The organism is Aeromicrobium sp. CF3.5 (assembly GCF_051262695.1).
Lineage (GTDB): Bacteria > Actinomycetota > Actinomycetes > Propionibacteriales > Nocardioidaceae > Aeromicrobium.
Genome location: NZ_JBIMEZ010000005.1, coordinates 71,980 through 89,187, shown reverse-complemented (window position 1 = coordinate 89,187; position 17,208 = coordinate 71,980). Strand labels below are relative to the sequence as shown.

At 68.8% G+C, this 17,208-nt stretch carries 19 protein-coding genes; 6 read left to right on the top strand and 13 right to left on the bottom strand.

The genetic code is table 11. From position 1 onward, the window contains the following. Positions 1-24: 24 nt before the first annotated feature. The 5 genes from ACHAA3_RS10735 to ACHAA3_RS10715 all read right to left on the bottom strand — a co-directional run bounded on the left by ACHAA3_RS10735 (position 25) and on the right by ACHAA3_RS10715 (position 4,755). On the bottom strand, positions 25-621 hold the full coding sequence (locus ACHAA3_RS10735) for a CE1759 family FMN reductase (protein WP_435709005.1): 597 nt from the start codon (positions 619-621) through the stop codon (positions 25-27). Beyond that, positions 618-1,709 carry an LLM class flavin-dependent oxidoreductase gene (locus ACHAA3_RS10730; protein ID WP_435709198.1) on the bottom strand — a complete coding sequence of 364 codons (1,092 nt, stop codon included), beginning with the start codon at positions 1,707-1,709 and terminating at the stop codon, positions 618-620. The genes ACHAA3_RS10735 and ACHAA3_RS10730 overlap by 4 nt, the downstream gene beginning before the upstream one ends. Positions 1,710-1,789: 80 nt before the next feature. Then, positions 1,790-2,563, bottom strand: a complete 774-nt coding sequence (locus ACHAA3_RS10725; protein ID WP_435709004.1) for an SDR family NAD(P)-dependent oxidoreductase — start codon at positions 2,561-2,563, stop codon at positions 1,790-1,792. A 143-nt stretch (positions 2,564-2,706) separates the two neighbouring features. Beyond that, on the bottom strand, positions 2,707-3,777 hold the full coding sequence (locus ACHAA3_RS10720; protein ID WP_435709003.1) for a GNAT family N-acetyltransferase: 1,071 nt from the start codon (positions 3,775-3,777) through the stop codon (positions 2,707-2,709). Between the two features lie 6 nt (positions 3,778-3,783). Next, positions 3,784-4,755 (bottom strand): MsnO8 family LLM class oxidoreductase, encoded by a 972-nt coding sequence (locus ACHAA3_RS10715; protein WP_435709002.1) that lies wholly within the window; start codon positions 4,753-4,755, stop codon positions 3,784-3,786. Between the two features lie 76 nt (positions 4,756-4,831). On the opposite strand from ACHAA3_RS10715, the gene ACHAA3_RS10710 reads away from it, so the two are divergent. Then, positions 4,832-5,392: a pyridoxamine 5'-phosphate oxidase family protein gene (locus ACHAA3_RS10710; protein WP_435709001.1), complete on the top strand. Its 561-nt coding sequence runs from the start codon at positions 4,832-4,834 to the stop codon at positions 5,390-5,392. Positions 5,393-5,413: 21 nt separating this feature from the next. Here ACHAA3_RS10710 and ACHAA3_RS10705 read toward each other — a convergent pair whose 3' ends face one another. From ACHAA3_RS10705 to ACHAA3_RS10695, 3 genes are read right to left on the bottom strand one after another with little or no spacing between them, the layout of a single operon-like run. After that, positions 5,414-5,956, bottom strand: a complete 543-nt coding sequence (locus ACHAA3_RS10705) for a GNAT family N-acetyltransferase (RefSeq protein ID WP_435709000.1) — start codon at positions 5,954-5,956, stop codon at positions 5,414-5,416. Continuing rightward, positions 5,953-6,405, bottom strand: coding sequence for a tRNA adenosine(34) deaminase TadA (tadA, locus tag ACHAA3_RS10700; protein WP_435708999.1), 453 nt, complete (start codon positions 6,403-6,405; stop codon positions 5,953-5,955). Before tadA ends, ACHAA3_RS10705 begins: the two co-directional genes overlap by 4 nt. Before the next feature lie 10 nt (positions 6,406-6,415). Then, a complete protein-coding gene (locus ACHAA3_RS10695) occupies positions 6,416-6,898 on the bottom strand; it encodes a tRNA adenosine deaminase-associated protein (protein ID WP_435708998.1) in 483 nt (160 codons plus the stop codon). A 92-nt stretch (positions 6,899-6,990) separates the two neighbouring features. Between ACHAA3_RS10695 and upp the strand changes: the two genes are divergently transcribed. Continuing rightward, positions 6,991-7,632 (top strand): uracil phosphoribosyltransferase, encoded by a 642-nt coding sequence (upp, locus tag ACHAA3_RS10690; protein ID WP_435708997.1) that lies wholly within the window; start codon positions 6,991-6,993, stop codon positions 7,630-7,632. Positions 7,633-7,760: 128 nt separating this feature from the next. Here the strand turns inward: upp and pntB are convergent, their stop codons facing one another. The 3 genes from pntB to ACHAA3_RS10675 form a co-directional block, all read right to left on the bottom strand. Next, entirely contained in the window at positions 7,761-9,149 is a 1,389-nt protein-coding gene (pntB, locus tag ACHAA3_RS10685) for a Re/Si-specific NAD(P)(+) transhydrogenase subunit beta (RefSeq protein WP_435708996.1), read from the bottom strand. A gap of 20 nt (positions 9,150-9,169) precedes the next feature. Next, a complete protein-coding gene (locus ACHAA3_RS10680; RefSeq protein ID WP_435708995.1) occupies positions 9,170-10,714 on the bottom strand; it encodes a Re/Si-specific NAD(P)(+) transhydrogenase subunit alpha in 1,545 nt (514 codons plus the stop codon). Between the two features lie 76 nt (positions 10,715-10,790). Continuing rightward, positions 10,791-11,195 (bottom strand): cyclic nucleotide-binding domain-containing protein, encoded by a 405-nt coding sequence (locus ACHAA3_RS10675; RefSeq protein WP_435708994.1) that lies wholly within the window; start codon positions 11,193-11,195, stop codon positions 10,791-10,793. Between the two features lie 142 nt (positions 11,196-11,337). On the opposite strand from ACHAA3_RS10675, the gene ACHAA3_RS10670 reads away from it, so the two are divergent. After that, positions 11,338-12,873, top strand: a complete 1,536-nt coding sequence (locus ACHAA3_RS10670; protein ID WP_435708993.1) for an adenylate/guanylate cyclase domain-containing protein — start codon at positions 11,338-11,340, stop codon at positions 12,871-12,873. Between the two features lie 40 nt (positions 12,874-12,913). On the opposite strand, the gene ACHAA3_RS10665 is transcribed toward ACHAA3_RS10670, so the two are convergent. Beyond that, positions 12,914-13,870: a PucR family transcriptional regulator gene (locus ACHAA3_RS10665; RefSeq protein ID WP_435708992.1), complete on the bottom strand. Its 957-nt coding sequence runs from the start codon at positions 13,868-13,870 to the stop codon at positions 12,914-12,916. Between ACHAA3_RS10665 and ACHAA3_RS10660 the strand changes: the two genes are divergently transcribed. The 3 genes from ACHAA3_RS10660 to ACHAA3_RS10650 all read left to right on the top strand — a co-directional run bounded on the left by ACHAA3_RS10660 (position 13,814) and on the right by ACHAA3_RS10650 (position 16,252). Beyond that, positions 13,814-14,749, top strand: a complete 936-nt coding sequence (locus tag ACHAA3_RS10660; protein ID WP_435708991.1) for an MBL fold metallo-hydrolase — start codon at positions 13,814-13,816, stop codon at positions 14,747-14,749. The two genes, ACHAA3_RS10665 and ACHAA3_RS10660, sit on opposite strands and share 57 nt — an antisense overlap. Positions 14,750-14,772: 23 nt before the next feature. Next, positions 14,773-15,663: a bile acid:sodium symporter family protein gene (locus tag ACHAA3_RS10655; protein ID WP_435708990.1), complete on the top strand. Its 891-nt coding sequence runs from the start codon at positions 14,773-14,775 to the stop codon at positions 15,661-15,663. An 85-nt stretch (positions 15,664-15,748) separates the two neighbouring features. Then, a complete protein-coding gene (locus tag ACHAA3_RS10650; protein ID WP_435708989.1) occupies positions 15,749-16,252 on the top strand; it encodes a hypothetical protein in 504 nt (167 codons plus the stop codon). Between the two features lie 3 nt (positions 16,253-16,255). On the opposite strand, the gene ACHAA3_RS10645 is transcribed toward ACHAA3_RS10650, so the two are convergent. Next, positions 16,256-17,176 carry a 1,4-dihydroxy-2-naphthoyl-CoA synthase gene (locus tag ACHAA3_RS10645; protein ID WP_435708988.1) on the bottom strand — a complete coding sequence of 307 codons (921 nt, stop codon included), beginning with the start codon at positions 17,174-17,176 and terminating at the stop codon, positions 16,256-16,258. Between the last annotated feature and the right edge of the window lie 32 nt (positions 17,177-17,208).

Here is a 17,208-nt window from a genome sequence, read left to right as displayed (position 1 = left end):
GATGCACAAGTCGACTGGCGAAATTCACGGATTCGTAATGCTGCGCATCGTCTCGCTGAACAGGTCGATCGAGTCGTCGCGGGACCGACCGGTGCCCGCGCCACCCAGCACGCTGAGCACCTCACCCACGGCTCGCTGGATGCGCACGTTCAGTGCGTTGGCCCCGTCGCTGCTCCAGTCGTGCGGGGACGCGTAGATGCCGGTCGGCACCACGAACGCCTGCAGGTAGGCAAGAACCGGCCGCATCGCGTAGTCGACGACCAGCGAGTGCCGAGCCGTTCCTCCGGTGGCGGCCAGCAGGACGGGCGTGCCGATCAGCGCATCGGGATCCAGCGCATCGATGAACGACTTGAACAGTCCCGAGAACGATCCCTGGTACGTCGGGGTGACGAACACGACCGCGTCCGCGGCGCCGACCCGGTCGATCACGCCTTGCAGGCGAGGCGCGGCGAAACCGACGACGTTGGCCTCGGCGATCTGCCCGGCCAGCTCACGCAGGGTGATGATCTCGAACGACCCCGACGGGTCCTTCGCAGCGATCTCCTCGCCGATGCGCTGGGCCAGCAAGGTGCTCGAGGACGACTCGCTCAGTCCCGCCGAGATGGCGACGATGCGACTCATGACGTCACCCCCTCACGCTCACGCCGAGCGGCGACCCGGTTGGCGTGGGTCGGGGCGTCGGGCACGCCTGCCGGTCGACGCGCGTCGAACTCCGCACGCAACGTCGGCAGGATCTCGCCGAGCAGGTCCAGCTGCTCCAGCACGGTCTTCAACGGAAGCCCTGCGTGGTCGATCAGGAACATCTGGCGCTGGTAGTCGCCGAAGTAGTCCGCGAACGTCAGCGTCTTCTCGATGACCTCCTGCGGGCTGCCGACCGTCAGCGGAGTCTGCGCCGAGAAGTCCTCGAGGCTCGGTCCGTTGCCATACACGGGCGCCCGGTCGAAGTAGGGCCGGAACTGACGCACCGCGGTCTGGCTGTCCTTGTTCATGAAGATGTGGCCGCCGAGCCCGACGATGGCCTGCTCGGGAGTGCCGTGGCCGTAGTGCTCGTAGCGCTGGCGGTAAAAATTGATCAGCCGGATGTAGTGCTCCTTGGGCCAGAAGATGTTGTTCGCGAAGTAGCCGTCGCCGTAGAACGCGGCGATCTCGGCGACCTCGGGGGTGCGGATCGAGCCGTGCCACACGAACGGTGCCACACCGTCGAGCGGACGCGGAATCGAGGTGAAGCCCTGCAACGGCGTGCGGAACTTGCCTTCCCAGTCCACGACCTCCTCGTCCCAGAGGCGGCGCAGCAGCTGGTAGTTCTCGATCGTCAGCTCGACCCCTTGACGCGGGTCCTTGCCGAACCACGGGTAGACCTGCACCGTGTTGCCGCGGCCCAGCACGAGGTCGACCCGACCGTCGGACAGGTGCTGCAGCATCGCGTAGTCCTCAGCCATCTTGACCGGGTCGTTGGTGGTGATGTGCGCGATCGACGTCGACATGATGAGGCGCTCGGTCTGGGCGGCCACGAAGGCGTGGAACGTCGAGATCGAGGGCGGCACGAAGCCGGAGTCGTGGTGCTCGCCGAGGGCGAAGACGTCGAGGCCTACGTCCTCGGCCTTCTGGGCCATCTGGACCAGTGCCTTGAGTCTCTGGTTCTCGGTCGGGATCGAGCCGTCGGTCGGATCGACCGTCAGGTCGCCGACGCTGAAGATTCCGAACTGCATGCTGCTCATCGAGGACTCCTTCGCCCAGGCCTGGTGTGCCTTGTTGAATGTTCAACCATCATAGAGTCGGGCTTGTTCCCTCACTGCACGTGGGGCTGGCCTGTCGAGGCGCTGGTGCCACCGTCGACGGTCAGCGTCGCGCCCGTGATGTAGGCGGCGTCCCCGCTGGCGAGGAACAGCACCGCCGGGGCGACATCCTCAGGACGGCCCGGGCGGCCCATCGCGACGCGGTTGACGAACTGCGCCAGCACGTCCGCGTCCTGGGCCACCTCCTCGTTCATCGGGGTAAGCGTGAAGGCGGGTGCCACGGCGTTGAGGCGCACGCCGCGGCCGCCGTAGTCCAGAGCCAGGGAGTGGATGAAATTGTGCACCGCGGCCTTGCTCGCGTTGTACAGCGACTGACCCCAGTCGCCGCGCAGTGCCGAGACCGACGAGACCGCCACCAGGTTCCCGCCGACCCGCTCCAGCTCGGGCAGCGCGTGACGCGCGAGGTTCACGAACCCGTCGATGTTGGTGGTGCGGATCCGCTCCCACTCATCGACCGTGTCGGTGAACTCGCCTCCGGTGATGGCGGCCGCGTTGTTGATCACGACGTCGAGCTGACCGAAACGATCCACGACGCCGCGCACGAGCGCCTCGGCATCGGCCGGATCGCCGACGTCACCGGCAACGGTCAGCGTGCGGTCGCCGGGCTGATCCTCGAACGCAGCGGACAACGTGCTCTCGGTACGCCCCGAGATCGCCACGTTCGCCCCGTTGTCGAGAAACGCACGAGCGATCGCGAGCCCGATGCCGCTGCCCCCTCCCGTGACGAGAACAGTCTTGCCAGCGAAGTCGTAGGTGTTCACGGTCATACCAGGTCCAACGACGCTCCCCCGCACCTCATTCCGCCGCGGCATCCCAAGATTCCCAGGAGAACCCCGGAAGCCGACGCCTCACCCCTGTTGCAACGTGTTCGACGTGCCAGCTTTCGGGGTTCTCCTGGGAATCTAGAGACTCACAGGTCCTTGCGCCAGCCGCCCTCGTAGCCGATGGCGCGGAAGCCCAGGGCGTCGTTGACGTCGAGCATCGGGCGGTTCTCCTCGGCGTTCCACGTCACCACCGACTCGATCTCGGGGAAGACCCGCAGCAGCTCGCTGGCCGTGGCGGCCTTGAGCAGCAGGCCCAAGCGGTGGCCGCGGTGCTCGCGCAACACCAGCGTGTCCTCCTGCGTGGCGATCGGTCGATCCTCCGGGACGACGATCTCCGAGAAGCCCACCAGCTGCCCGGACGGCAGGTGCTCGACGGCCGTGGTGATGACGATCGAGCCGCCCGACTCGATGCGGCGGTCGTGATCCTCGACCCGGGCGGCGTCCCACGGGTCGGGCGGGCCCTGCAGGCCGGCCATCGGCGCGTCGGTGCTCATGCGGGTGCGCAGGGTCGCCATGTCCTCGACCCACTCCGACGGCGTGGGCCCGATCCAGCCGTGCCGCCGGTGATCTGCGCCGGCGACCTGCTCTGCCTCCGCGAGCAGCGCCGGCAGACGGTCCGCCAGACCTTCAGTGTCGAGGAGGCTGATGCGCACGACCTGCTCGAGGCCGTAGCCGTGACGCAGCAGAAAACGAGCTCCCGGGTCATTGGCCGGCAGCTCGCCGAAGCCCGTCGGAGCGACGATCCGCTCGTCGAACTCTGAGGCCGCGTGGGAGACCGCGACCTTGAGCACCCGCTCGACACCGGCGCTCGCGACGTCCTCGGCCTGCCGGAGCAGCGCCGCGCCGATCCCGTGCCCTCGGTGCTCGGGCAGCACCTCGACGCCGAGGTGCGCACCAGCACCGACCAGGTGCGGCCGCGTCGTGACCATGGCGCACCCCACGATGTCGCGTCCCACCGACGCCGTGAAATGCGTCCGGGTGCGGGTCGGGTTGCTGCGGTACTCGGCCAGCAGTTCCTCGACGCTCGGCGTCAGCAGGTGCGAGCCGAGCGCTGCGGCCTCGACGGCGTTGCGGACCGCGGCCAGCGCCACGAACTGCTCCGCACCCGGCCCATCGAGGGAGTCGGGCACGGCCAAGGGCTCGATCGTGAAGTTCATCGCTCGTCAGACTAGGAGGTCACGCAGGGCGGCGTCGGAGGCGAACAGCGACTCGCGGTCGTGGGTCGAGGTGGAGGCGAGCAGCTCATCGGCACCGGTGCGCTCCTGCAGATCGTCGAGCAGGCGCCGCACCGTGTCCGGTGACCCTGCGATCGCTCGAGCGAGCGACGTCTCCACCCGCGTGCGGACCTGCGTGGGCCAGGTCTGCGCCCGGATCGACTCGACCGACTCGAGCGCCGGGAACTCACCGGTCTGACGAGAGCGCGCCATCGCCCACGCCTCGGGCAGCGCGAGCTCTCGGGCGGTCGCGTCATCGTCGGCCACCGTGACGTCGAGCGAGATCGTCACGTGCGGATCGGCCGCCTGGGCGCTGGGGCGGAAGTCGCGGCGGTAGGCGGCCAGCGACTCGGCACCCTCGGCGGAGAACAGCACCGGACCGCCCACGACGACAGGCAGTCCGACCCGGGCGGCGATCGCGATGCCGCCGCCGGTCGCGAGCAGCGACATCGGGATCGTGGTGGCGCTGACCGGATGCGCCGTCACGCCACCCTCGCCGCTGAGCAGGCCACCCAGCTCCTCGACATCGTCCTCGAAGGTGTCCGGACCGTCGATGTCGTGCCGCAGAGCCGCGCGGACGGGAGCCGTGAAGCCGAGCGAGCGGCCGAGACCCAGATCGACACGACCCGGATTCATCGCCTCCAGCATCAGGAACTGCTCAGCGACCACGAGGGGTTGGTGATTGGGCAGCATGACCCCGCCTGACCCGATGCGGATGCGATGGGTGGCAGCACCGATCGCCGCCAGCAGAACGGCCGGCGAGCCGCTGGCGATGCCGGGGACGGCGTGGTGCTCGGCGACCCAGAACCGGTCGTAGCCCAGCTGCTCGGCATGCACAGCGCGCTCGATCGAGCCGGTGACCCCCTCGGACTCGGGGCGCCCGTCACGGGTGCGCGACCGGTCCAGCAGCGACAACCTCATGCCTGGCTCAACCGTCGTGGCAACCAGCGTGTTCCCGCTCTGCCGCCGAGACGGCTGGGCGAACTAGGCTGCCTCCATGGGCAAGATCCACGACCGCATCGGACAGCGACTGCGTGACTTCATCGCCGAGCAGCACGTGTTCTTCGTGGCGACGGCGCCATCCGGCGCGGACGGACACGTCAACGTCTCGCCCAAGGGCCTCGCCGACAGCTTCGTGGTGATCGACGACCACACCGTGGCCTACCTCGACCTGACCGCGAGCGGCGCGGAGACGATCGCCCACCTGCGCGACAACGGCCGCATCACGGTCATGTTCTGCTCGTTCGCACGCACCCCCAACGTCGTCCGTCTCCATGGACGCGGACGATTCGTCACGCTCCACGACGACGACTTCGCCGAGTGGGCCGTCCACTTCCCCCAGAACCCCGCAGCGCGCGCGGTCGTCATCGTCGACGTGGAGCGGGTCAGCGACTCCTGTGGCTACGCCCTGCCGATCCTCGAGCACGCCGACGATCGCGACATCCTCACGTCGAACATGAAGCGTCGCGGTCCCGACGGACGTGCTGCCTACCGTCGCGAGAAGAACGCGACCAGCATCGACGGACTCCCCGCCTTCGACTTCGATCCGGAGACCTGACCCCGTCGGACGAGAGGCCCCTCAGCCACCCGGGCGGTCGCGGCGCAGCACGTGGTGCAGAGGAGCGTCGATCGGATTCTCGGGCTCGACGTCGCCGGAACCGACCTGCTCGAAGCCAACCGCCTCCAGCGTTCGCCAGGAACGCCGGTTCGCGGCCACGACCGACACCAGCACGTAGGGGACGTCGGGATCGGCGAACGTGTCAGTGATGATCGCGTCGAGCATCTGGGGCCCGATGCCCCGGCCACGATCGGCGGCCGCTCCCACGAGGTAGTCCAGCTGCACCGCCGGCGGATGCACTCGCCCAGCGATGCGTTCGAACACCGCCCGGTCCGCGGGATAGGCGTGGACGCGTGCCCGCTGGACGAGCCCGACCGCCCGACCATCGAGCTCGGCGACGAGGTCCTCACCGGGCTCGAGCCGGTCCACCGCCCGGCCGAAGTCGCGCTCGACCGCGTCCGGGGAGGAGTCGTGCTGCCACCAGCGGTGCACGTCGGGGTCGGCCAGCCACGTGGTCAGCAGCGGGAAGTCATCCCGCGTGAGCGGCCGGAAGGCCCAACTCAACGTCGTGCTTCGAAGAACTCGCGGAGCCGGGTCGCGGACTCCTCGGCGAACACACCACTGATCACCTCGGGGCGATGGTTGATCCGGCGGTCGCGCACGACGTCCCACAACGATCCGACCGCGCCTGCCTTGTCGTCGAAGGCACCGAAGACCAGCCGTTCGAGGCGGGCCGCCACGATCGCACCTGCACACATGGTGCAGGGCTCGAGGGTGACCACGAGTGTGCAGCCCTCGAGCCGCCACTCGCCCCGACTCGCCGCCGCTTCGCGGATCGCGACCACCTCCGCGTGGCCGGTCGGATCGCGGTCGCGCTCCCGGGTGTTGCGACCACGGCCGATGATCTGGCCATCGGGGGCAAGCAGCACCGCCCCCACCGGGACGTCCCCCTCGGCGCGGGCGCTGTCGGCCAGGGCCAACGCATCACGCATGGCCGGCTCCCAGGGCGTCATGCGCAGCCCTTCACCCGAGGACTGACTCGAGCTCGTCGCCGAAGCCGAGCTGCTCGGCCATGTCGAGCAACAGGTCCTCCGGAGTCGAGTCGTCGTCACCGCACAGATCGGTCAGGTCGGCCGCGCTGACCCCGAGGTCGGCCAGCATCCCCAGATCGCCCCCCGGCTGCGGGTCGTCGTCGATGTCGACATCGGGCAGGTCGAGCAGGTCAGCGACGTCGCTGGCCAGGTCGGACTCCTCGACGGCGGTCACGTCGGACAGGACCACGCGCATCCCGGTGCCATCGCGACGCACGAGGACGAAGAAGTCCTCGTTGACCGACACCAGCCCCAGCACCCCGACCTCGGAGGAGAAACGGGCCAGCGCCTCGCCCAGCTGCTCGAGGTCGTGTCCCAAGGACGGCTTCAGCTCAGCGACCGTCCAGCGACCATCGCGTCGATACGCCGCGATCGCGAAGTCGACCTCGTCCTCGTCGTCCGCATCCCCGCCCATGCGCTGATCGTGACAGAAGACCGAGCCGTGCCGCTAGTGCGGCTCGTGCGCAGCCGCACGGCGCGACAGGTTCGTGTCCTAGGGTTCGGGGCATGCAGGTACATGTCGCAGATCATCCGCTCATCTCGCACAAGCTCACCGTGCTGCGCGACAGGACGACGGACTCGCCCACCTTTCGACGCCTCGCCGACGAGCTGGTCACCCTGCTGGCCTACGAGGCGACCCGAGACGTGCGGGTCGAGCCGGTCGACGTGACGACTCCGGTGGCCGACACCCACGGTGTGCGCCTGTCCGAGCCGCGCCCCCTGGTGGTGCCGATCCTGCGGGCCGGACTGGGGATGCTCGAGGGCATGCAACGGCTGATTCCCACCGCCGAGGTGGGCTTCCTGGGCATGGTGCGCAACGAGGAGACCCTCGAGGCCGTTACCTATGCGGAACGCCTGCCCGAGGACCTGACCGGACGCCAGTGCTACGTGCTCGACCCGATGCTCGCCACCGGCGGGTCGCTCTCCATGGCGATCGACTTCCTGGTGCAGCGCGGCGCCGACCACATCACGGCCATCACGTTGCTGGCTGCTCCCGAAGGCGTCCAGCGTCTGGAGTCCGACCTGGCCGACGTGGACATCCCCATCAGCCTGGTCACCGCAGGCATGGACGAGCGGCTCGACGAGAACGGCTACATCGTGCCGGGCCTCGGCGACGCCGGCGATCGGCTGTACGGCGTCGTCGACTAGCCGCTGACGAGTCACGTAGACCCGCTGACGAGTCACGTACGCCCGCCGACGAGTCACTCGGTCCGGCCTGCGTGACTCCTCGACAGGTCTCCGTGACTCCTCAGCGGTTCTCCGTGACTCCTCGGCGGTCAGAGCGCGCGGATGATCTGCTCGACCTTGTCCTTGGCGTCACCGAACAGCATCTGGGAGTTGTCGCGGAAGAACAGCGGGTTCTGCACCCCGGCGTAACCGGCGGCCATCGAGCGCTTGAACACCACGACGTCGTGGGCCTCCCACACGTGCAGCACGGGCATGCCAGCGATCGGGCTGGTCGGGTCGTCGGCGGCGGCCGGATTGACCGTGTCGTTCGCGCCGATGACCAGCACCACGGAGGTGTCGGTGAAGTCGTCGTTGACCTCGTCCATCTCCAGCACGATGTCGTACGGGACCTTCGCCTCGGCGAGCAGGACGTTCATGTGTCCGGGCAGTCGGCCAGCCACCGGGTGGATGCCGAATCGCACCTCGACCCCCCGGTCACGCAGCTTGCGGACCAGGTCGGCGACCGGGTACTGCGCCTGCGCCACGGCCATGCCGTAGCCGGGCGTGATGATCACCGACGTGGCGTTGATCAGCAGCTCGGCGGTGTCCTCGGCGGTGATCTCGCGGTGCTCGCCATAGTCGGTGTCGGCGCTCGCGGGTGCCGCGATGCCGAATCCTCCGGCGATCACCGAGATGAACGAACGGTTCATCGCCTGGCACATGATGTACGACAGGTAGGCGCCCGAAGATCCGACCAGCGCACCGGTCACGATCAGCAGGTCGTTGTCGAGCAGGAAGCCCGACGCCGCCGCAGCCCACCCTGAGTAGCTGTTGAGCATCGAGACGACGACGGGCATGTCACCGCCACCGATCGAGGCCACGAGGTGCAGCCCGAGAGCCAGCGCCACGACGGTGACCGCGATGAGCAGGTAGATGTTCGGGTTGATGACGAACGCGATCGTGAGCACGACGAACAGGGCCAGGGCGCCGAGGTTGATCCAGTTCTTGCCCGGGAGCACCAACGGTGCCGACTTCATCCGCGCCGACAGCTTGAGGTAGGCGATGATCGACCCGGTGAAGGTGACCGCGCCGATGAACACGCCGATGAACACCTCGGCGTTGTGGATGTTCTCCAACGACTGCAGCGCGAAGGGCTTGTGCTCGAGATAACCGTTCCAGCCGACCAGAACGGCTGCCAGTCCCACGAAGGAGTGCAGCAGCGCGATCAGCTCGGGCATCCCGGTCATCTCGACGATGCGGGCGCGCCACAGGCCGATCGAGGCTCCGATCGCGATGGCCAGCACCAGCAGGACCACCGAGGTGGTGTCGGCGACGTCGGCGACCGCGATGAAGGTGGCTATCAACGCGATCGTCATGCCGGCGATGCCGAAGATGATGCCGTTGCGGGCGGTCTCGTGCTTGGACAACCCGGCCAGCGACAGGATAAACAACAGGGAGGCGACAATGTATGCCGCGGTGGCGATGCTCTGGGAATCCATGCTCATAAATCCTTGGAGGCTCAGTCTTTGGAGAACATGCTGAGCATGCGACGGGTCACGGCGAATCCGCCGAAGACGTTGATGGAGGCCAGCAGGATCGCGATGAAGGCGAGCACCCGGATCGTGCCGCCGTTCTCGACCTCACCGAGGTCGCCGATCTGCACCATGGCACCGACCACGATGATGCCGCTGATCGCGTTGGTGACGCTCATCAGCGGTGTGTGCAGCGCGTGGTGCACCTTGCCGATCACGTAGTAGCCGATGACGACCGACAGGACCAGCACCGTGAAGTGCTCCGGCAGGGGCGCCGGAGCGAAGGCGTTGACACCGAAGAGGACGAGAACGCCCGTGCCGATCAGCGCCCAGCGATGCCAGGCGGGCGCGGGCACCGGCGGCGGCGCCGGCTCCTTCGGTGGTGCTGGCGCGGCAGCCGGCGCGGACGAGACCGTCACCGGTGGCGGCGGCCAGGTCTTCTCGCCGTCGCGCACGACGGTGACACCGCGCTGCACCACGTCGTCGAAGTCCAGGACGAGCTGCCCGTCCTTGCCCGGCGTCAGCAGCTTCATCAGGTTCACCAGGTTGGTCCCGTACAGCTGGGAGGCCTGCGTGGGCAGTCGACCGGCCAGGTCGGTGTAGCCGAGGATCGTCACGCCGTTGTCGGTGACGACCTTCTGGCCGGCGACCGAACCGGCCACGTTGCCGCCCGACGCCGCGGCCATGTCGACGATGACGCTGCCGGGCCTCATCGAGGCGACGTCGGACTCGGTGATCAGGCGGGGAGCGGGGCGACCGGGGATCAGCGCCGTCGTGATGACGATGTCGACCTCGGCAGCCTGCTCGGAGTAGATCTCGGCCGCCCGGCGGTCGTAGTCCTCGCTGGTGGCCTTGGCGTAGCCGTCGGTGCTGGCCTCGGTCTCCACGTCGACCGCGAGGTACTCCCCGCCGATCGACTTGACCTGGTCGGCCACCTCGGCGCGCGGATCGGTGGCCCGCACGATGGCACCCAGGCTCGAGGCCGCGCCGATCGCAGCGAGGCCTGCCACCCCCGCGCCCGCGACCAGCACGGTGGCCGGAGGGACCTTGCCAGCAGCGGTGACCTGACCGGTGAAGAACCGGCCGAACTCGTGGGCGGCCTCGACGACGGCCCGGTAGCCGGCGATGTTGGCCATCGAGGACAGGACGTCCATCGACTGTGCTCGGGAGATGCGAGGCACCGCGTCCATGGCGAGCACGGTCAGCCCACGCTGCGACAGCTCGTCGAGGAGGGTCTCGTTCTGGGCGGGCGCGACCAGGCTCACGACGGTCGCGCCGTCGGCCAGCAGACCGATCTCCTCGCTGCTGGGGGCGTTGACCTTGAACACCACGTCGCAGCGCCAGGCCTCGTCCGCAGCGACCACCGTCGCGCCGGCAGCAGTGAAGGCGGCGTCGGTGAAGCTGGACCGCTCGCCGCTGCCTGTCTGCACGTGGACGTCGTACCCGAGCTTGATCAGCTGCTCGACCGTGGCGGGAGTTGCCGCCACGCGGGTCTCGCCCGCGAGCGACTCCCTGACAATTCCGATGCTCATTCGGCGAACGGTAGCGGCTCGACGCCGTGGCCGACCACCGGGTGAGACAGGCGTCTCACTGGCTGGATGCCAGACGTCAGCTTCCGCCGCGCCGCATGTCGGCCTGATCGGCCATCGATTGCGCGAAGCCCGGGTGGTCATCGGCGATCTTCTGCAGCGACGCCGCGTCGATGCGCAGGACCGTGATGTTGGAGGCCGCGAAGACCGAGGCGCTGCGCAGCGAGTGCTGCAGCAGGGCGACCTCACCGAAGATCGCGCCCGGTTCGAGGGTCGCGATCGACTGACCGTCCTTGCGCACGTCCGCCTCGCCGGCCAGCAGCACGTAGGCCATGTCCGCCGGGGTCTTCTCTGACATCACCGACCAACGGTCGGGCAGGTTGACCCGGGCGCCGGCGGTCGCCAGCGCAGAGATCACCTTGGAGTCGAAATCGGTCACCCGGGTCAGGATGTCGACGAGTTCACGGTCGGGCTTGCGCGCCATGGGAGCTTCCTTTCGAGAACCAACGGGGGGTCGGTCACACGGGTACAGAGTCCCGCCCTGCGGTGAATCATGTCAATCACTGGAGATTCTGGCGCGTCGTGGGACCATGACATCCACGACCCATCCACGAAGGAGAGCGCCGGTGCGTGCTGTGCTTCGCCGTGTCGGACTGCGCGTGCCGGGCTCCGACGAACAGGACCCCCGCGCCCTGCGGGTGCGCGTCCAGACGTTGCTCACGGTGCTGCTGGTCGGGACCAACGTCATCGGGGCGATCGTGGTCGTGGCGATGAACTACGTGATCATCCCCGGTGGCGGGCCCTCGCCGGACTTTCTGCGAGCCCTGGTGATCGCGGTGCCGGTGTACGTCGTCGCGGCGGTCATCGTGGGCACGCTGTTCATCACCCGCCTCACGCTGCGCGAGCTGGCCTGGGCGATGAACGACCAGCCGCCCACCCAACGGCAACGCATCACGGCGCTGAAGGTGCCGTGGCGCATCACGGTGGCCCAGCTCGTCCTGTGGCTGATCGCCGCCGTCATCTTCACCGCGCTGGCACGATCGATCCAGCCGGCCGGAACCGTCCCGACCTTCGCCAGCGTGACGATCGCCGGCATCGTCGTCAGCGCCATCGCCTACCTGTTCGCCGAGTACGTCCTGCGCCCCATCGCAGCGCGCGCCCTCGCCGACCAGCGCGACAATCCCTTTCAGGTGGCGGGCGTGCGACGTCGCATGCTCGTGTTCTGGCTGCTCGGCACGGCTGCGCCGGTCCTCGGGCTGATCGTGGCCTGCTTCGTGGCCCTGACGCGTCCCGAGGAGGTCACCCTGGCCCGCTTCGCCTACGCGATCTTGTCGTTGGCGGCCGTCCTGATCGTTTTCGGACTGCTGGTCACGTATCTGAATGCGCAGGCCGTCGTGACCCCGATCTCGGCGGTCCGCGCCGCGCTCGCCACGGTGCGCGACGGCACGTTCGACTCGCGCATCGTGGTCAACGACGCCACCGAGCTCGGCCTGCTGCAGGTCGGTTTCAACGACATGGCCGCCGGTCTCGAGGAGCGTGAGCGGATTCGCGATCTGTTCGGTCGTCATGTCGGGGAGTCGGTCGCCCGAGCCGCGACGGACAACGAGGCCGTGCTCGGTGGGGAGACGCGCGACGTCAGCGTGCTGATGATCGACATCATCGGCTCGACCGCCTTCGCGACCGACCGACCACCGGCGGAGGTTGTCGACATGCTGAACCGGTTCTTCGCCGTGATCGTCGAGGAGGTGGATCGCCACGGCGGCCTGGTCAACAAGTTCATGGGCGATGCGGTGCTCGCGATCTTCGGCACTCCGGCCCACCTCGACGACCACCCCGGCGCAGCACTGGCTGCGGCGCGGTCGATCGCCGACCGGCTCGGTGAGGAGGTCCCCGAGGTCGGTGCCGGCATCGGCGTCTCGACCGGCGAGGCGGTGGCCGGCAACGTCGGAGCCCGGTCGCGGTTCGAGTTCACCGTGATCGGCGACGCCGTCAACGCCGCCGCGCGCCTCACCGAGCTGGCCAAGGACGCCCCCGGCCACGTCCTGGTCTCGCGCCGCAGCGTCGACGAGGCGATGAGCGACGAGCCGGGGCACTGGACCGATCACGGCAGCGAGGTCCTGCGCGGTCGCCACGAACCGACCGAGCTGTCCATCCGCGCCTGACGTTCGCAGTGGCGGCCGTCGTCCGGAGGCGGGTGCATCGCTAGCGAGTGGCGGCAGCCATCAGGGCACCCTCGAGGACGAGGCGGTCCCACGGTCGACGCGGGTCGCGGCCGGTGCTCTCGGTGATCCGCCGCAAGCGGTATCTCATCGTCTGCGCATGCAGGCCGAGCAGGTCGGCGGCCTCGGTCGCCGACCCGGTGTCGAGGTAGGCCTGCAGGCCCTGCGCCAGGTGACCTGCGCCGATCCTGCGCAGCGGGGCGGCCAGGAGCGTGTCGAGCCGGTCCGAGTCGGCATCGCCGTGCCCCGTCAGCAGAGCGACCACCTGCGCATCTGCCTCGTCGAGAACGAACCGGTCGGCGAAGGCACGGTCGGGAGCCCGGTCGAGTGCGTGCTCGGCCAGACGGTGGGCACGGGGCAGGTCCGCCACCTTCAGGTCGGTCAGGGCGCACCCGCGCCATCGACGCCGGCGAGCCGCCTCCTGGTGGCTCGTGCCCTCGCTCGGCAGGACGGCGACGGCCACTCCGGCGCGCACGCGGACCAGAGTGCGGACGGTGGGCTCCGGGCACTGCTGCGCCAGGAGCGTGTCCATGTTCTCGGGCGTCATCTGGTCGCCACCCTCCTCAGCCACCAGCACGAGCAGGTCCAGCCGCGGAGCGAGGGCGAGGCCGAGCTCGCGGCTGCGGTCGGCGAGGCCGATGCGGGTGACCTGCCGGCCGACGAGTAGGTCGTCGACCAGATCGCCGATCGTGCGTCTGCGGTCCCCGCTGACGCGGTCGGTGGCTGCTGTGTGTCCGGCTGTTCCCCACGCGACACGCGTGGTGCTGCAGGACCACGACCCCCGGGCGCGGGTCGGGCACCTCGGTATCCTGCACCACCGCGTCGCGCTGACCCAGGTGACCCGAGCGCTCCGAGTACCCGTCCCCCGAACGAAGGCAACGACGTGATCAAGGATCTGCTCAGCGGGCTGACGAGCGTCGACCCGACCGACTACCGCCATCTCTACGACACCTCCACCGAGGACGGCGTGGTGCCCGGCGGGGGTGTCCACGTCACCTTCCTCGGCGTCTCCACCCTGCTCCTCGCCGATGACGAGAACACGATCATGACCGACGGCTTCTTCTCCCGCCCCGGGCTCCTGAGGGCCCGGTTCGGACGGCTCACGACCAACCGAGCCCGCGTGGCAGGGGCCCTCGCGCGGATCGGTCTGACTGACCTCGATGCACTGTTCGTGGCGCACTCGCACGTCGACCACGCGCTCGATGCGGCGGAGGTCGCCGGGCGCACCGGAGCGAGCCTGCACGGATCGACCTCGACCCGGCGCATCGCCGAGGCCCAGAACTTCGACCCGACGCGGTTCCGGCCGATCGAGACCGGCCAGCCCGTGCAGGTCGGCCGCTTCACCGTCACCGCGATCCCCGCGCAGCACAGCCCCGGCGACCTCGCTCCGGGGCACATCGAGCACCCGGTGTCGTCAAGCCCTCGACTGACCGACCTCAAGACCGGCGACTGCTACTCCTTCCATGTCGCACACCCGGACGGGGCGCTGCTCATCCATGCGAGCGCCAACTTCCTGCCCGGAGTCCTCACACCCTTCCCGGTGGACACCGTCTACCTGGGCATCGGCGCGCTGGGCCACCAGACCGAAGAGTTCCGGGACGCCTACTGGCGCGAGGTGGTGGAGGCGACCGGCGCGCGCCGGGTCGTGCCCATTCACTGGGACAACTTCACCCGTGCGCTGACCCGCCCCGTGCGCACCCTGCCGCGCCGCTTCGACGACTTCGAGACCAGCGTGCGCCACCTGGAGCGCCGCTGCGCCGAGACTGGTGTATTGCTGGTGCTCCCGCAGGTGTGGCAGCGCACCAACCCGTTTGCCTGACTCACCTCTGAAAGGAACACCCCGTGGATTCTGCACTCAGTTCCATCGGCCTGCCCGTCGCCCTGGCGATTGTCATGTTCGGACTCGGGCTCGCGTTGACCGTCGAGGACTTCCGTCGCACGGCCCGTGAGCCCAAGGCGGTCGCCCTTGCCCTCGGGACGCAACTGCTCATCCTGCCCCTGATGTGCTTCGGACTGATCATCCTGCTCGATCCGCCCCCCGCCCTCGCCGTGGGAATGATGTTGTTGGCGGCCTCGCCGGGCGGAACCACCGCCAACCTCTTCAGCCACCTCTTCCATGGCGACGTCGCGCTCAACATCAGCCTCACCGCGGTCAACTCGGTCATCGCCGTGATCACGCTGCCGATCGTGGTGAACCTCTCGACGGACTACTTCAGGCCCGACGCGGACGGCGACGTCGGCCTCCAGTTCGCGAAGATGGTCCAGGTCTTTGCCATCGTCTTGATCCCTGTGGTGCTGGGCATGATCGTCCGTTCGCGATCGTCTGCCTTCGCGGCCCGAGCCGATCGTCCGGTGCGCATCTTGTCGATCGTGATCCTGGTGGCCGTCGTCGTCGGCGCGATCGTTGCCGAGCGAGCCAACGTCGCGGACTACCTCACGGACATCGGCATCCTCACCTCGGTGTTCTGCGCGCTGAGCTTGACGGTCGGCTATCTTCTTCCCCGCGCAGCCGGCGTCAGCGAGAGACAGTCTCTGTCCACGGCCTTCGAGGTCGGCATCCACAACGGCACGCTGGCCATCACCGTGGCGCTGAGCGTCCTCGACGAGAAGCAGCTCGCGGTCCCTGCCGCCGTCTACTCCCTGGTGATGGTCCCGCTGGCCACGGTGGCTGGGCTGCTCATCACCAGGAAGACCCGGCTGTCGCCTCAGGGGGAGCGCACCCAGCGCTCCTGACGACCTGCACCTCGGTGCTCTGGTGGCTGATGCAGCGGCAGGCGACAGGGGTCTGATGTCACCACGTTTGCGCTATAAAGAAGGCATGAAAGCCTCCACCCGGACCGCCCTCCTGGTCATCGCGATCGGCTCGCCGGTCCTGCTCGCAGGGTGCGTGGGTCCGTCCGAGGACGACGAACGCAACGAAGTGTCCATCGGCAGCAACGAGCGCACTGCTGGCACCGATGCCCTCGGGGTCGCGATCGTCGTCGATGGCGACGGCAACGGACGGGTCGTCGGCACCCTCATCAACACCACCCAGGAGCCGCAGAGGCTCGCCGGAGCCGACGTTGACACCGAGCGGGGCCCGGCGCAGGCAGCCGTGATCCCGGGCGAGGTGCCGCTCCCCGCCGGCCAGCCCGTCGAGCTCGCCCGCCAGCCAGCCATCTCGGTCTCGGCCGCTGATCTACCCGTCGGGCTGTTCGTCGAGCTCACCCTCGACATCGAGGGCGCCGACCCGATCGACATGCTCGTACCGGTCGAGGCGCAGGAGGGTCCGTACGAGGAGGTCGAGGTGACCGAACCGCCAGACGGCGATGTTTCCCCCTAAGGCTCAGTAGTACCAGGGGTACTCGCTGAAGTCGGGCGCACGCTTCTCGAGGAAGGCGTCGCGACCCTCGGCGGCCTCGTCGGTCATGTAGGCCAGGCGAGTGGTCTCGCCGAGCAGGACCTGCTGGCCGACCAGTCCGTCGTCGATCATGTTGAACGAGTACTTGAGCATCCGCTGGGCCGTGGGGCTCTTGGCATTGATCTTGCGGCCCCACTCCAGCGCCTCGGCCTCGAGCTCGGCGTGCGGCACCACCTTGTTGACCATGCCCATCCGGTGCGCATCGTCGGCGGAGTACTCGTCGCCGAGCAGGAAGATCTCGCGGGCGAACTTCTGCCCGACTTGGCGGGCGAGGTAGGCCGAGCCGAAGCCGCCGTCGAACGACCCCACGTCGGCGTCGGTCTGCTTGAACTTGGCGTGCTCCGCCGAGGCGAGCGTCAGGTCGGCCACGACATGCAGGCTGTGCCCGCCGCCAGCCGCCCAGCCCGGCACCACGGCGATCACGATCTTGGGCATGAATCGGATCAGGCGCTGGCACTCCAGGATGTGCAGGCGGCTGAGCTTGCCCTTGTCGACGGTCTGGGGCGCCCCACCCTCGACCTCGTACTGGTAGCCGACCTTGCCGCGGATGCGCTGATCGCCTCCCGAGCAGAACGCCCAGCCGGCGTCCTTGGGCGACGGACCGTTGCCGGTCAACAGCACGCACCCGACGTCCGAGGACGTCCGCGCGTGCTCCAGCACCGCCAGCAGCTCGTCGACCGTGCCGGGCCGGAAGGCGTTGCGCACCTCGGGCCGGTCGAAGGCGATACGGACCGTGCCGTGATCGTTGGCCCGGTGGTACGTGAGGTCCTGCAGGCCCTCGAAGCCGGGTACCACCGTCCAGGCGGAGGGGTCGAAGATGTCGGAGACCGATTCCAGTGCGCTCATGGCGGTGAGGCTATCGCGGAGCCGCTGCGATC

Bases quoted from the DNA above. Each gene is read 5' to 3' on its own strand.
- ACHAA3_RS10710 (WP_435709001.1), top strand. From the start codon at position 4,832: ATGGGCAAGATCCACGACCGCATCGGACAGCGACTGCGTGACTTCATC.
- ACHAA3_RS10695 (WP_435708998.1), bottom strand. From the start codon at position 6,898: ATGGGCGGGGATGCGGACGACGAGGACGAGGTCGACTTCGCGATCGCG.
- ACHAA3_RS10665 (WP_435708992.1), bottom strand. From the start codon at position 13,870: ATGGCGGTAGTCGGTCGGGTCGACGCTCGTCAGCCCGCTGAGCAGATC.
- ACHAA3_RS10730 (WP_435709198.1), bottom strand. From the start codon at position 1,709: ATGCAGTTCGGAATCTTCAGCGTCGGCGACCTGACGGTCGATCCGACC.
- ACHAA3_RS10680 (WP_435708995.1), bottom strand. From the start codon at position 10,714: ATGAGCATCGGAATTGTCAGGGAGTCGCTCGCGGGCGAGACCCGCGTG.
- tadA (WP_435708999.1), bottom strand. From the start codon at position 6,405: ATGACGCCCTGGGAGCCGGCCATGCGTGATGCGTTGGCCCTGGCCGAC.
- pntB (WP_435708996.1), bottom strand. From the start codon at position 9,149: ATGGATTCCCAGAGCATCGCCACCGCGGCATACATTGTCGCCTCCCTG.
- ACHAA3_RS10720 (WP_435709003.1), bottom strand. From the start codon at position 3,777: ATGAACTTCACGATCGAGCCCTTGGCCGTGCCCGACTCCCTCGATGGG.
- ACHAA3_RS10645 (WP_435708988.1), bottom strand. From the start codon at position 17,176: ATGAGCGCACTGGAATCGGTCTCCGACATCTTCGACCCCTCCGCCTGG.
- ACHAA3_RS10725 (WP_435709004.1), bottom strand. From the start codon at position 2,563: ATGACCGTGAACACCTACGACTTCGCTGGCAAGACTGTTCTCGTCACG.
- ACHAA3_RS10735 (WP_435709005.1), bottom strand. From the start codon at position 621: ATGAGTCGCATCGTCGCCATCTCGGCGGGACTGAGCGAGTCGTCCTCG.
- ACHAA3_RS10675 (WP_435708994.1), bottom strand. From the start codon at position 11,195: ATGGCGCGCAAGCCCGACCGTGAACTCGTCGACATCCTGACCCGGGTG.
- upp (WP_435708997.1), top strand. From the start codon at position 6,991: ATGCAGGTACATGTCGCAGATCATCCGCTCATCTCGCACAAGCTCACC.
- ACHAA3_RS10650 (WP_435708989.1), top strand. From the start codon at position 15,749: ATGAAAGCCTCCACCCGGACCGCCCTCCTGGTCATCGCGATCGGCTCG.
- ACHAA3_RS10715 (WP_435709002.1), bottom strand. From the start codon at position 4,755: ATGAGGTTGTCGCTGCTGGACCGGTCGCGCACCCGTGACGGGCGCCCC.